At 68.8% G+C, this 13,584-nt stretch carries 14 protein-coding genes; 10 read left to right on the top strand and 4 right to left on the bottom strand.

The window, feature by feature from the left end; translation table 11 throughout:
- The first annotated feature begins 13 nt into the window (after positions 1–13).
- The 5 genes from I4Q42_RS19155 (at position 14) to I4Q42_RS19135 (ending at position 5,404) form a co-directional block, all read left to right on the top strand.
- Positions 14–1,450, top strand: coding sequence for a methylmalonyl-CoA mutase family protein (locus I4Q42_RS19155; protein ID WP_232793295.1), 1,437 nt, complete (start codon positions 14–16; stop codon positions 1,448–1,450).
- Between the two features lie 3 nt (positions 1,451–1,453).
- Entirely contained in the window at positions 1,454–3,610 is a 2,157-nt protein-coding gene (gene scpA / locus I4Q42_RS19150) for a methylmalonyl-CoA mutase (protein WP_198577684.1), read from the top strand.
- An 89-nt stretch (positions 3,611–3,699) separates the two neighbouring features.
- A complete protein-coding gene (locus I4Q42_RS19145; protein WP_198577683.1) occupies positions 3,700–4,158 on the top strand; it encodes a hypothetical protein in 459 nt (152 codons plus the stop codon).
- 45 nt (positions 4,159–4,203) lie between these two features.
- On the top strand, positions 4,204–4,779 hold the full coding sequence (locus tag I4Q42_RS19140) for a Uma2 family endonuclease (RefSeq protein ID WP_198577682.1): 576 nt from the start codon (positions 4,204–4,206) through the stop codon (positions 4,777–4,779).
- Between the two features lie 46 nt (positions 4,780–4,825).
- Positions 4,826–5,404 carry a Uma2 family endonuclease gene (locus tag I4Q42_RS19135; RefSeq protein ID WP_198577681.1) on the top strand — a complete coding sequence of 193 codons (579 nt, stop codon included), beginning with the start codon at positions 4,826–4,828 and terminating at the stop codon, positions 5,402–5,404.
- Between the two features lie 4 nt (positions 5,405–5,408).
- On the opposite strand, the gene I4Q42_RS19130 is transcribed toward I4Q42_RS19135, so the two are convergent.
- Complete coding sequence (locus I4Q42_RS19130) at positions 5,409–5,867, bottom strand: DUF4112 domain-containing protein (RefSeq protein WP_198577680.1); 459 nt, start codon at positions 5,865–5,867, stop codon at positions 5,409–5,411.
- A gap of 32 nt (positions 5,868–5,899) precedes the next feature.
- Entirely contained in the window at positions 5,900–6,364 is a 465-nt protein-coding gene (locus tag I4Q42_RS19125; protein WP_198577679.1) for a DUF4112 domain-containing protein, read from the bottom strand.
- A gap of 175 nt (positions 6,365–6,539) precedes the next feature.
- Between I4Q42_RS19125 and I4Q42_RS19120 the strand changes: the two genes are divergently transcribed.
- The 3 genes from I4Q42_RS19120 (at position 6,540) to I4Q42_RS19110 (ending at position 8,506) form a co-directional block, all read left to right on the top strand.
- Positions 6,540–6,857, top strand: coding sequence for a heavy metal-binding domain-containing protein (locus I4Q42_RS19120; protein ID WP_198577678.1), 318 nt, complete (start codon positions 6,540–6,542; stop codon positions 6,855–6,857).
- A 36-nt stretch (positions 6,858–6,893) separates the two neighbouring features.
- The gene (locus I4Q42_RS19115) at positions 6,894–7,541 is read left to right on the top strand and encodes a glutathione S-transferase family protein (RefSeq protein ID WP_198577677.1); all 648 of its coding nucleotides are present in this window, start codon (positions 6,894–6,896) and stop codon (positions 7,539–7,541) included.
- A gap of 65 nt (positions 7,542–7,606) precedes the next feature.
- Positions 7,607–8,506, top strand: a complete 900-nt coding sequence (locus I4Q42_RS19110) for a hypothetical protein (protein ID WP_198577676.1) — start codon at positions 7,607–7,609, stop codon at positions 8,504–8,506.
- Here I4Q42_RS19110 and I4Q42_RS19105 read toward each other — a convergent pair.
- On the bottom strand, positions 8,503–9,120 hold the full coding sequence (locus I4Q42_RS19105; RefSeq protein ID WP_198577675.1) for a glutathione S-transferase family protein: 618 nt from the start codon (positions 9,118–9,120) through the stop codon (positions 8,503–8,505). The two genes, I4Q42_RS19110 and I4Q42_RS19105, sit on opposite strands and share 4 nt — an antisense overlap.
- A 94-nt stretch (positions 9,121–9,214) precedes the next feature.
- Between I4Q42_RS19105 and I4Q42_RS19100 the strand changes: the two genes are divergently transcribed.
- Positions 9,215–10,549, top strand: coding sequence for a spinster family MFS transporter (locus tag I4Q42_RS19100; RefSeq protein WP_198577674.1), 1,335 nt, complete (start codon positions 9,215–9,217; stop codon positions 10,547–10,549).
- A gap of 960 nt (positions 10,550–11,509) precedes the next feature.
- Here I4Q42_RS19100 and I4Q42_RS19095 read toward each other — a convergent pair.
- A complete protein-coding gene (locus tag I4Q42_RS19095) occupies positions 11,510–11,674 on the bottom strand; it encodes a hypothetical protein (RefSeq protein WP_198577673.1) in 165 nt (54 codons plus the stop codon).
- Between the two features lie 215 nt (positions 11,675–11,889).
- On the opposite strand from I4Q42_RS19095, the gene I4Q42_RS19090 reads away from it, so the two are divergent.
- Positions 11,890–13,383, top strand: a complete 1,494-nt coding sequence (locus tag I4Q42_RS19090) for a spinster family MFS transporter (RefSeq protein WP_198577672.1) — start codon at positions 11,890–11,892, stop codon at positions 13,381–13,383.
- Positions 13,384–13,584: the final 201 nt, after the last annotated feature.

Here is a 13,584-nt window from a genome sequence, read left to right as displayed (position 1 = left end):
GGCCCCCGCTCTTTTGGCCGCCGACTTCGGTCCGCCCGACGAAGCCCTGGCCCAGGCCAAGTGGTTGAAACTGGTCGAGAAGACCCTGAAAGGGGCCGATTTCGACGAGACCCTGACGCGCGCCACGCCGGACGGGATCACCATCCGGCCGCTCTACACCGCCGAAGACGCCGTCACCGTGGCCCGCGACCTGCGCCCGCGCGACACCGATCGTCCGTGGGACCTGCGCACCCGCGTCGCCCACCCCGATCCCAAGCACGCCAACGGCGAGATCCTGAAGGATCTGGAGAATGGCGCGGCCTCGGTGCTGGTGGCGCTGGACCCGCAGGGCGGCAACGGCGTCGCCGTCGGCTCGCGCGAGGACCTGGCCCGGGTGCTGGACGGGGTGCTGATCGACCTGGCCACGGTGGCGCTGGACGCCGGCTTCCTGGGTCCCAAGGCCGCCGACTGGCTGGGCGCCCTGGCCAAGGCCGCGCCCAATGCGCCGATGGCCTTCCACATGGATCCGCTGACCGCCTGGATGCAGGCCGGCGTCAGCCCCGGCCCGATCGAGAGCCACATCTTCTCGGCCGCCACGGTCGGCGCGCGCCTGGCCGAGACCTATGCGACGGCCAGCCTGTTCCTGGCCACGGGCCGCGCCGTGCACGAGGCCGGCGGCTCCAACGCCGAGGAGCTGGCGGTGATGGCCGCCGCCGCCGTGGCCTACGCCAAGGCCGGGGTCCGCGCGGGCCTGTCGATGGACGAGGCCTGGTCGCGCATCGTGCTGGGCGTCAGCCTGGACGGCGAATACTTCACCGGCGTGGCCAAGGTGCGCGCCGTCCGCGCCCTCTGGGACCAGTTGACCAAGGCCTGCGGCGTCACGGTTCCGGCCCGGATCGAGGCCCGTTCGTCGGGTCGGATGCTGGCCAAGGCCGACGCCTGGACCAACCTGCTGCGCCTGACCGCCGCCGGCTTCGCCGGAGCCGTGGGCGGCGCCGACACCGTGGTGCTGGGCAACTTCACCGACGCCATCGGCCTGCCGACCGCCTTCGCCCGCCGCCAGGCCCGCAACACCCAGCTGGTGCTGATGGAGGAGAGCCATCTCGGCCGCGTCGCCGATCCGGCCGGCGGGGCCTGGTATCTCGACACCCTGACCGACCAGCTGGCCCGCGCCGCCTGGGGCGGTTTCCAGGCCATCGAGGCCGACGGCGGAATCATCAAGGCGCTGGAAAGCGGCCTGATCGCCGACATCGTCGCCGATACCCGTGAAGGCCAGGAAGCATCCTTCGCCGACAAGAGCCGCAAGATCCTGGGCGTCACCGTCTTCCCCAACGCCGACGACAAGACGCCGGAGATCGAGACGCCGCCCGCCGTCCCCACCGATGGCCCTGATCCGCGCCTGCCTGGCCCCGACAGCCGCTGCCCGGCCCTGACGCCCATCCGCTTCGCCGCCGCCTTCGAGGGAGCCTGAGCCATGAGCAAGTTCCCCAACTTCGCCGATGTCGTGTTCGAAGCGCCCGAATCCGCCGCCGCCCCTGAGGCCGGCCCGGTCTGGAGCACGCCCGAGGGCGTGGACGTCGCCGCCGCCTTCACCGCCGACGATGCGGCGGGCCTGGACTTCACCGACGGCCGCCCCGGCGTCGCGCCCTTCGTGCGCGGCCCCTACCCGACCATGTACGTCACCAACCCGTGGACGATCCGCCAGTACGCCGGCTTCTCCACGGCCGAGGACAGCAACGCCTTCTACCGCCGCAACCTGGCGGCCGGTCAGATGGGCCTGTCGGTGGCCTTCGACCTGGCCACCCACCGCGGCTACGACAGCGACCACGAGCGGGTGAAGGGCGATGTCGGCATGGCCGGCGTCGCCATCGACTCGATCCTGGACATGCGCACGCTGTTTTCCGGCATCCCGCTCGACAAGATGAGCGTGTCGATGACCATGAACGGCGCGGTGCTGCCGATCCTGGCGCTCTACATCGTCGCCGCCGAGGAGCAGGGCGTCACGCCCGACAAGCTGTCGGGCACGATCCAGAACGACATCCTCAAAGAGTTCATGGTGCGGAACACCTACATCTATCCGCCCGCGCCCTCGATGCGGATCATCTCGGACATCTTCGCCTTCACCTCGGCGAACATGCCCAAGTTCAACTCGATCTCGATCAGCGGCTATCACATGCAGGAGGCCGGGGCCTCGGCCGACCTGGAGCTGGCCTACACCCTGGCCGACGGCGTCGAATACGCCCGGGCCGGCGTCGCGGCCGGCATGGACATCGACGTTTTCGCCCCGCGCCTGTCGTTCTTCTGGGCCATCGGCATGAACTACTTCATGGAGGTGGCCAAGATGCGCGCGGCCCGCCTGCTGTGGGCCCGGCTGATGAAGCGCGAGTTCGCGCCGAAGGACGACCGCTCGCTGTCCCTGCGCACCCATAGCCAGACCAGCGGCTGGTCGCTGGCGGCGCAGGACGTGTTCAACAACGTACCGCGCACCTGCGTGGAGGCCATGGCCGCCGTCAACGGCCAGACCCAGAGCCTGCACACCAACGCCCTGGACGAGGCCCTGGCCCTGCCGACCGACTTCTCGGCCCGCATCGCCCGCAACACCCAGCTGTTCCTGCAGATGGAGAGCGGCACGACCCGTGTCGCCGATCCGTGGGGCGGCAGCTGGTACGTCGAGCGCCTGACCCACGACCTGGCGGTCAAGGCCCTGGCCCACATCGAAGAGGTCGAGGCGGCCGGCGGCATGGCCAAGGCCATCGAGCAGGGCATCCCCAAGCTGCGCATCGAGGAAGCCGCCGCCAAGACCCAGGCCCGCATCGACTCCAATCGCCAGAGCGTGGTCGGCGTCAATCGCTACAAGCCCGAGGTCGCCGACGACATTCCGATGCTGAAGGTCGACAACACCTCCGTGCGCAACCAGCAGCTCGAAAAGCTGGCCCGGCTGAAGGCCGAGCGCGATCCGGCGGCGACGCAAGCGGCGCTGAAGGCGCTGGAGGACGGCGCGCGCGGAACCGGCAACCTGCTGGCCCTGGCCGTCGACGCGGCCCGCGCCAAGGCCACCGTGGGCGAGATCAGCGACGCGCTCGAGCGGGTGTTCGGCCGCCATCGGGCCGAGATCAAGTCGATCCAGGGCGTCTACATGAAGGAGGCCGGCGCCGATCCCGCCGCCGCCCGCGCCAAGGCCATGGTCGAGGCCTTCGCCCAGGCCGACGGCCGCCGCCCGCGCATCCTGGTCGCCAAGATGGGCCAGGACGGCCACGACCGCGGCCAGAAGGTGATCGCCACAGCCTTCGCCGACCTCGGCTTCGACGTCGACATCGGCCCGCTGTTCCAGACCCCCGCCGAGGCCGCCAAGCAGGCGGTCGAGAACGACGTCCACATCGTCGGGGCCTCGTCCCTGGCCGCCGGCCACCTGACCCTGACGCCGGAACTGAAGGCCGAACTTGGCAAGCAGGGCCGCGCCGACATCATGATGGTGGTCGGCGGCGTAATCCCGCCGCAGGACTTCCAGGCCCTGCGCGACGCCGGCGCGGCGGCGATCTTCCCGCCCGGCACGGTGATCGCCGAGGCGGTGATCGAGCTGCTGGAAAAGCTGAACAAGCAGCTCGGCTACACCCAGGGCGAGGCGGCGTAGCCGGCCTGCACCGTTTCTCCACCGCCGGCGCCGCGCCGACTGCATCCCGGCCCCCTCTCATGTCCCGACCGAAACGGCGGGAGACGGACATGCGACGGGCCAGCGAGCAGACGACCTCAGCGAGGGTGATCGCGGGAGCCTTGTTCAGCTACCTCGCGCCATCGATCACCCTGGGCATGGTGTATGACCAGTTCGCCCCCGGCGGCTCGCACAACAACTCAGAGGCCGCCAACGTCATTCTGGGCGCGCTCGTGTTCGGCCTGCTGCTCGGCTGGCCCTACCTGGCCGTGGGACTGACGGCCTGGGCCATACTCGACCAGATCGAGCGCCACTATCCGTGGGCGGCCGCCCTGGTCGGCCTCGCCGCCGGCGCGGGCGTGGCAGGGTTCTCGTTCCGTGACGGACTCTTCTTCAAGCTGCCGATCGCCTGGCCGCTGTGCACCGGCGTCGGCCTGCTGACCGGCCTTGGCGTCTGGTGGATCGCCTATGGCCTGCAAGGCCTGGTCAAGCCAGCCACCAAGCCCCCGAAGAGCCGCCTGGTGCTCTAAACGCACGCCGTTACGCACCGCAAAGCCCGTGCTATCGTCCAGCCCATGAACGCCCTGGCCCGCGCGCTCGAGACCTCCGAACCGCACCGGTTCACGCTGGAAGACGTCCTGCGCATGCAGGACGCCGGCATCCTCGACGCCGACGCCAGGGTGGAGCTGATCGACGGGGGGCTGGTCGAGATGGCTTCGGAAGGCGCGGAGCACACCCGCGCGAAAATGCAGATCGCCAAGGCGCTGATCACCCAGGCCGGACAGGCGATCCAGGTGATCGTCGACTCGACGCTGCGGCTGTCGCCGACCTACGCGCCGGATCCCGACCTCTACGCCTATGACGCCAACCTCCCGCTGAACGCCGTCGATGGCCGCAACGTCGGCCTCGTCGTCGAGATCGCCCAGAGCACCGTCGCCAAGGACCTGTCGGTGAAAGCGGAATTCTATGCCGAGCATGGCGTCCGCGACTACTGGGTGGTGGACGTCAATAGCGCCGAGGTCGTCGTGCACCGCACCCTGAGCGGCGGCGTCTATCGCGACGTCGTGCGGTATTCGGCGCGCGACACGGTAACGTCGCTGGTCCTGCCGCAACTCAGCCTGTGCCTCGCCGACCTGCCGCCGATCCGCTGAGCCGCACGCCGTTACGCGCCGCGACGCCCGTGTTATCGTCCAGCCCATGAACGCTCCGGGCCGCCCTGCCGAGACCGTCACGCCCTATCGCTTCACGTACGACGACGTGCTGCGAATGGCGGAGGCCGGCATTCTGCCTGAAGACGCGCATGTGGAGCTGATCGAGGGGGAACTGATCGCGGTGTCGCCTGAAAGCGTGCCCCACGTTCGCTGCCGTCGGTGGCTGACCCAGTTCTTCACCCGCCGCCTCACCGAGGGCGAATGGGAGGTCAATTCGGACGCCCCGGTCCGCCTCGACGACCTGACCGCGCCCGAGCCGGACCTGGCGATCTTCCCGAGCCGTCTGCATGATCGCGACGTGCGCGGCGTCGACATCGTGCTGGCGATCGAAGTGTCGGTGTCCAGCCAGGCCTTCGACCTGGGCCGCAAGGCCGAGCTCTACGCGCAAAGCGGCATCGGCGAATATTGGGTCATCGACGTTCCCGCCCGACGGATCGTCGTGCATCGCGAGCCCTCGGCGGGCGGCTATCGCGCGGTGCAGGAGGTCGGGGCGCGGGGATCGATCGCCCCGAAGGCTTTTCCGCAGCTCGAAATCAACGTCGCGGATCTGCCGCTCGACGACTGACCGCTCAGCGCTTGCCGACCTTGGGCTTCACCTTCTTGCGCCGCTTGGGATCGACGTCGTCGGGCAGGCCGTGGCGGGCTTCGATGTCCTTCTGCAGCGCCTTGGCCGCCATCAGGTGGCCGGGGAACAGGGTGTCGATCGCCCAGCCCAGACCCGGCACCGCGCTGGTGGAACTATCAAACAGAATATAGGCCGCCATCCGCGCCAGGGTCGCCGCCGAGGCCTTGGCCTGCACGGCGTGATAGGCCAGCAGGCCCGCCGCGCCTAGGGTGTAGGCCGTGTTCGCACCCGGCACCCAGGCCAGCACGCCGTCGAGGCCGATGCCGATGGGACCGATGCCGATCAGCCGGTCCGACAGGCGCTTGATGGTCTCGGCGTTGCGCCAGGCCTTGTGCGCCCGGCGGCGGTGGGCGGCGGGGCCTTCGTCGATCACTTCGGCCTGAAAGGCGGCTTCGTCGGTCATGTCGTCTCAACGCCTCGACGCAAGCTTGGTTGTCAGCCCAGGAACACCACCCGGCGCTTTTCCTTGCCCGAGCGGATCCGCTCCAGCAGGTCGCGATACTCGGCCGTGGCCTGGGCCTCCTTGCGCGAGCCTTCGAAATAGATGGTGTCGTCCATGTGCCGGATCAGCATGCCGCCGGCCCACTTCTGGCCGGTGAACAGGGTGTCGGCCACGGCCCCCAGGCCCGGCGGCCCCAGCGGCAGCAGGGCGTCGATCAGCAGCACGGCGGTCATCTGGATCAGCACCATCGGCGCGGCCCGCGCGCGGACGCCGTCGAACAGCAGCACCCCGCCCGCGCCCAGCGAGTAGAGCGACCCCGCCCCGCCGAACCAGGCGAGAATGCCGTCCAGGCCGATGCCGATCGGCCCGACGCCGACGATATTGTCCGACAGCTTGACGGTGCGTTCGACGCTGCCGCGGATGTTGTGCAGGTCGAGATGCGATTTGGCGAAGAACAACGGCCAGCCCCCCAGCGTCAGCGGCGGGCAATCTGCCTCAAGGCCAGGCTTCCCGGAAGCCGGTTTCCCGCCATAGGCGAAACTTCGCGTGTCGAGGCGCACGCGATCGTGGAGCCCCTCGCGGCGCTCGCCATTTATGCTTAACTATGCGCCATCGATCGAAGGACCGCCGCCGATGCTGATCTCGACCACCCCGTTCATCGAGGGCCGTCCGGTCCAGGACTACAAGGGCGCGGTCTATTCCCAGGCGATCCTCGGCGCCAACGTGGTGCTCGACCTGCTGGCCTCGATCCGCGACTTCATCGGCGGGCGGTCCAGTTCCTACGAGCGGGTGCTGGAACGGGCCCGCGACGACGCCCTCAAGGGCCTGATCAAGGAAGCCGAGAAGGTCGGCGCCAACGCCATCCTGGCGGTCGATCTCGACTACAACACCGTCGGCCCCAACGGCCAGATGATGATGGTTTCGGTCTCCGGCACGGCGGTCGTCCTCTAGATCCACGCCGATATCGCCAACGAGGGAAACCACCGCATGGCGCTGATCCTGCATGCCCACCCGCTGTCGTCGTTCTGCCACAAGGCGCTGGTGGCCCTGTACGAGCTGGACCTGCCCTTCGAGCAGCGGATGGTCAACTTCGGCGACCCGGACTCGGCCGCGGCGTTCCGGGCGCTGTGGCCCGTGGCCAAGATGCCGGTGCTGGAAGACACCGCCCGCGGCCAGGTCGTGCCCGAAAGCTCGATCCTGATCGAGTATCTGCAGCTTCACCATCCGGCCGCCGTCCGCCTGATCCCCGAGGATCCTGCGGCCGCGCTGGAGGTGCGGGCCAGGGACCGGTTCTTCGACCTGCACGTCCAGGTCCCGATGCAGAAGATCGTCAACGACCGCATCCGGCCAGGCGACGCCAAGGACCCGCACGGCCTGGCCGAGGCCAAGGCCGCCCTCTCCACCGCGCTCGACCTCGTCGAGCGCGACATGGCGACCCGCACCTGGGCGGCGGGCGAAGCCTTCAGCCTGGCCGATTGCGCCGCAGCCCCGGCCCTGTTCTACACCGACAAGGTCATGCCCTTCCTGCCGGACCGCCCGAACGCCGCGGCCTATCTGGAGCGGCTGAAGGCCCGCCCGTCCTATGCGCGAGCCCTGGAAGAGGCCGCGCCCTACTTCGCGATGTTCCCCGGCTAGAAACAACCGCTCCGTGCACGACGAGCGCGGCCATGCTAGTCTGGCGGCTTGTCGCGAGGGCGAGCATGCGCGCGCTACGAGGCCTGGTGTTCACGGCGGTCCTGGCGCTCGGCGCCTGTCAGCGCACGGGCGAGGCGTCCGTCGCCCCCGGCGAGACCGTGCCGGTCGCGGCCGAAAACCTGATCTTCTGCGAACTGGTCGGCCAGAAGCTGTCGCGCGAGGATTGCGACAACGCCGGCCTGGTGGAATCCAAGGTCAAGGCTGGCGTCGGGGCCTTCAACGTCCCCCTGACCATGCTGCGCGGGCGGACGGTGAAGATCCAGCTGGCCATTGGCGAGAAGACCGATCCGCCGCCATCCCAGCCCTCGGAAACGACGACCAACGCCTCGGCCGTCGACAACAGCGTCGCGCCCCCGCCCGAGGGCGCGCCCGAGACGCCGCAGCCCGCGCCATCACCACCGCCCCCTCCCCCGCCGCCCGAGACCCCCAGCGACGTGGTCAGGGAGAACGAAGGGACGGTGATCGACTATCACCCGGTCATGGGCCGGCGGATGGCCGCCGACCTCACCGGGACGGGCTTCAAGATCGAGCCGCTGTCCGAGCGCGTCCAGACCGTGTCGTCGCGCGGCCTGACGACCTGGGAATGGGCCGTGACGCCGACCTCCGGCGGCTCCCAGAGCCTGACCATGAAGACGGCGGTCGTGTTCACCACCTCGGACGACAAGGAACTGGCCCTGGCCACGACCACGCGCAGCAAGACCGTCGCGATACGGGTCAACGCCCTGCAGTACATCTGGGACGTGATCGTCCAGGCGCCGACCTGGCTGAAGGCGATCGGCGCCCTGCTCGCGGCCCTGGGTGGCGTGTTCACCGCCTGGCGGGCCATGATCGGCGCCGCCCGGGGTCAGGAGGACAAGAGCGACGGGGATAGGGGCGACGCCCCCGCTCCGCCGGCCGGTTCCTAGACCTCGGCTTCCCAGGCCAGGAACTCGGGCGTCTCCAGCAGGCGCTCGCAATAGGTCCCCGCCGCCCCGGCGTCGCCGTAGTCGGACAGATGGACGCCATAGGTGCGGAAGCGGGTGGCGACCGGGGTGTAGAAGGCGTCGGCGATCGACCATTCGCCCAGCAGGAACGGCCCGCCCGAGCGCTTCAGGAGCTGGTTCCAGCGCTCGACGATCTTGCGCACGTCCTTCTGGGTGGCTTCCGACAGGTCGGCCTTCTTGATCAGGCCGATGTCCATCGGGCATTCGCCGCGCAGCGACGAGAAGCCCGAGTGCATCTCGGCCGCCGCCGCGCGGGCCAGGGCGCGCAGTTCCGGATCGGCCGGCCACAGCCCCGCCTCGGGGAACTTCTCGGCCAGGTATTCGCAGATCGCCAGCGAGTCCCACACCGTCAGGTCGCCGTCCTTGAGCACCGGGATCAGCTTGCTGGGCGAGTGCTTGGCGATCTCGGCGTCGGTGACCTCGGCCTCGCGCAGCGGGATCAGGGTCTCCTTGAACGGGACGCCGATCTTCTTGAGCGCCAGCCAGGGCCGCAGCGACCAGGTCGACCACTTCTTGGTGCCGATGACGAGTTCCATGGACGGTCTCCTGTTCAAAGCGACTGGTGTTCTCGATTAGCGCGCGTCTACAGTCGCCTCAACGATTAGAACAACTGTTCGAGGAGGAACGCCCATGGCCGAGACGGTGGTTCCGTCGCCGGTGATCGCGCCCGTGTCGAGCGGCTATCGCCGCTACGCCCTGTGGGTGCTGCTGATCATCTACACGCTGAACTTCCTCGACCGGCAGGTGGTCAACATCCTGGCCGAGCCGATCAAGCGCGACCTGGGGCTGGCCGACTGGCAGTTGGGGATGATGACGGGCCTGGCGTTCGCGATCTTCTACACCGTGCTGGGCATTCCGATCGCCCGCCTGGCCGAGCGCAAGAACCGGCCAAGGATCATCGCCGCCTCGATCCTGGCCTGGAGCGCCTTCACCCTGCTGTGCGGCTTCGCCCAGAACGTCTGGCAATTGATCGCCGCCCGCATCGGGGTGGGCGTCGGCGAGGCGGGCTGCACCCCGCCGGCCCACTCGCTGATCACCGACTACGTGCCCAAGGAAAAGCGGGCCAGCGCCATCGCCTTCTATTCGATCGGCACGCCGCTGGGCACGCTGGCCGGCATGGCCATGGGCGGTCTGGTCGCCGACGCCTATGGCTGGCGGGTCGCCTTCATGGTCGCCGGCGCGCCGGGCGTGCTCTTCGCCCTGGTCGCCGCCTTCACCCTGGTGGAGCCGCGCAAGCGCCTGGCCGCCGACCTGGCGGCCCGCGCCACGCCGTCGATCGGCTTCGGCGCGGCCCTGGCGGTGCTGATGGCCAAGAAGACCTTCTGGCTGGTGGCCTTCGCCGCCTCGATCAAGGCCTTCGTCGGCTATGGCCAGGCGCCGTTCATCGCCTCCTACTTCTTCCGCAACCACAGCGCCGACATCGCCGCCCTGGCCGCCCAGTTCGGGCTGAAGTCGGCCGGCTTTCTCGGCCTGTCGCTGGGCCTGATCGGCGGCACGGCCGGCGTCATCGGCGCCTGGCTGGGCGGACAGCTGGCCGACCGCATGGGGGCCAAGGACCTGCGGGCCTATGTCACCGTGCCGGCCATCGCCTCGCTGGTGACCCTGCCGTTCTACATCGCCGTCGTCAGCCTGGACTCGGTGGGGGCGGCGATCGGCGTCCTGGCCGTGCCGATGCTGCTGGGCACGCTGTGGTACGGGCCGGTCTATGCCACCACCCAAAGCATCGTGCCGGCCGAGATGCGGGCCACGGCCTCGGCGGTGCTGCTGTTCGTCATCAACCTGATCGGCCTGGGCCTTGGCCCCGTCGCCGTCGGCGCGCTGTCGGACGTCTTCGCCGGCCCCATGGGACTAGGCGAGGCCCAGGGCGTGCGCTGGGCGCTGATCGTCTCGACCATGTTCGGCCTGCTGGCCTTCGCCCTGTTCTGGGCGGCGCGGAAGACGATCCGCGAGGACATGGTGGGGTAGTTCGAGATCCTCCCTCACTTGCGGACGAGGGGGACCGCGTCGGCGGTCAAGATCTTACAGGGGCAGCGCTAGGCGATCGCTCCCCGCCCCTCTCCCAGAGGGAGAGGGAGGGGCCCGCGCGAAGCGTGGGAGGGTGAGGGGTTACGCCGCCAACCGGCGTGCCGGCACGCCGTCTTCAGTCCCTAACCCCTCATCCGGCGCTTCGCGCCACCTTCTCCCTATGGGAGAAGGAAAACCTGCGTCGGACGGGGATTGGCGAGTGTCGATCCCCGGCGAACTCGAAAAAGATTTCAGCCAAAGCAGCGCGGTACAACTTTATCACCCAAACTTATCAGACGCGCCAAAACCACCCCCATACTCACAGTCATCCCAGCCATGGGGAGGGCTCTTGGTACCGGCCCAAGTTGCGGCTGTGATCGCATCGAGCGGGGCCGCTGGTTGCGTTGCGGGAAGGGCGGGTTTGCAGGATCGCTCAGAAGGCGTGATTGGGCCGTCAGCCGTTCCGTGACGCGACAAGCGGGTCGACAGGCCGGGAACGTTCAAACCGGTTCAACAGGATCAGCCGAGGCCGCGCCGGATTACCGCGGGGCTGTCGATCCTGCCCGTCCGAGGGCTAGCCGGGCCAATGGCTGAAATAGCGCCTACGCCCCCGGTCCTTCGAGCCAACGATGCGGCGGAGCGGTCTGACGAAGCCGAAACGCTAAACAACATCACGGTCTCCGGGCTCCGCCCGGCCGCTCCGCGCCTCCCCACCAGCTGCCGCCGAAACGCGGGAGATCGCCAACCCGTGCCCTCTCCCCTTGCGGGAGAGGGTGGCCTGCGAAGCAGGTCGGGTGAGGGGTCTCTCAGACATAAAAGCTGCAAACGGCGGTCAGGCCGAGCGGAGCGTCCAACATCCGAGAAACCCCTCATCCGACGGCCTTCGGCCGCCACCTTCTCCCGCAAGGGGAGAGGGAACGTTCAAGACCTCGGGAAGCAGTAGGCAAACGGATAGCGGTCGGCGGGAACGTCCAGGTCCCAGCGCTCGAGCGCCCGCATCGAGCGGGCGTGGTTGAATTCGGCCAGCGAGACGACCTTGGCCTCGCGGGCGGGTGTTTCCGTTTCCAGGGGGCGAGCGGCTTGCATGTGACCTCCGACGCGACGGCCGTTCGAGCGACCTTGTATGGGCCCAGTAGGCGCGCCTCTTCCTGAACGTTCCTGCCCCGGCTTGTTATCTCCCGTTCATCCGCACGCCGCAAAGCCGCCGCCATTCCGAACTTTCGAAAAGAGGGTGGCGTCGCCCCTGCCGTTGGGTCACAGTCGGCGCAAATAGAACAAACGTTTGAAGGGAGAGAGTCAGGATGGGCCAGGCGCATGCGCCGGGCGGCGGAGCGCCGCTCTATTCCAAGGGATACAAGGCTTCCGTGCTGGCGCTCTTGCTGGCGACCTACACCTTCAACTTCATCGACCGCACGATCATCGCCACCATCGGTCAGGCCATCAAGGTCGACCTGCACCTGACCGATACCCAGCTGGGCCTGCTGGGCGGGCTCTATTTCGCCCTGCTCTACACCATCCTCGGTATTCCGATCGCCCGCCTGGCCGAGCGCTGGAACCGGGTCTCGATCATCTCGATCTCGCTGGTCGTCTGGTCGGGCTTCACCGCCCTGTGCGGCACGGCGGCCAGCTTCGCCCAACTGGCGCTCTACCGGTTCGGGGTTGGGGTCGGCGAGGCCGGCTGCTCGCCGCCCAGCCACTCGCTGATCAGCGACTACTACGCCCCCAAGCAGCGGGCCTCGGCCCTGTCGATCTACAGCTTCGGCATTCCGCTGGGCACGATGTTCGGCGCCGTCGCCGGTGGCTGGCTGGCCCAGGAGTTCAGCTGGCGCGTGGCCTTCGTCATCGTCGGCCTGCCGGGCATCCTGCTGGCCATCCTGGTCAAGCTGGTGGTCAAGGAGCCGCCGCGCGGCCATTCCGACCTCGTCGAGACGCCGCTGGAGCCCGAGGCCGTCACCCCCGCCGAACCGGTCAAGCCCGCCTTCTCGCTGAACCAGGAATTCGCCGAGCTGTGGGCCGTGACCAAGATCCTGTTCGGCAAGTGGCCGGTGCTGCACATGGTGCTGGGCGTGACCATCGCCTCGTTCGGCTCCTATGGCTCAAACGCCTTCGTGCCGCCCTACTTCGTCCGCGGTTTCGGCCTGGGCCTGGCCCAGGTGGGCCTGATCGTCGGCCTGATCGGCGGCTTCTCGGCCGGCATCGGCACCCTGGTCGGCGGCTTCCTCAGCGACTGGGCCGGCAAGCGCAGCGCCAAGTGGTACGCCCTGACCCCGGCCATCGGCCTGATCGTCTGCACCCCGATCTACATCACCGCCTACCTGCAACCCCAGTGGCAGACCATGGCGCTGATCCTGCTGATCCCCGGCGTCTTCCACTACGTCTATCTCGCCCCGACCTTCGGGGTGGTGCAGAACTCGGTCGAGCCGCGCCGCCGGGCCACGGCCACGGCCCTGCTGTTCTTCTTCCTGAACCTGATCGCCCTGGGCGGCGGCCCGGTGTTCACCGGCTGGCTGATCGACCACCTGGCCGGCTTCCACTTCAACCATCCGCAGGTCACCAGCATCTTCCAAGCCCTGGCCGGTTCGTTCTCGCCCGGCCCGGCCGACTTCGCCGCCGCCTGCCCCGGCGGGATCGCCCCCAAGGGCGCGCCGGTCGAGGCCGCCAAGGCCTGCGGCGCGGCCATGGCCCGCGCCACCCAGCAGGGCATCGTCGTCTCGGTGTGCTTCTACGCCTGGGCCGGCGTCCACTACGCCCTGGCGGCGATCGGCATGGTCAAGCACATGAAGTCGCGGGGCTAAAAACGACCCCTCTCCCCCTGCGGGAGAGGGTGGCCTGCGAAGCAGGTCGGGTGAGGGGTCTCTCAAACCTATCCGCCGCGAAAGCCGAACGACGGGGTGCAGCGGTCGAGATCTGAGAGACCCCTCATCCGACGGCCGTCGGCCGCCACCTTCTCCCGCAAGGGGAGAAGGACGCCTGGACCTAAGTAATAACCCGCTTCC

This window comes from Caulobacter hibisci (genome assembly GCF_016135805.1).
In the GTDB taxonomy this organism is placed as follows: Bacteria; Pseudomonadota; Alphaproteobacteria; order Caulobacterales; family Caulobacteraceae; genus Caulobacter; species Caulobacter hibisci.
Note: the sequence above shows the minus strand (reverse complement) of the source record. Positions and strands in the feature narration are given on the sequence as shown.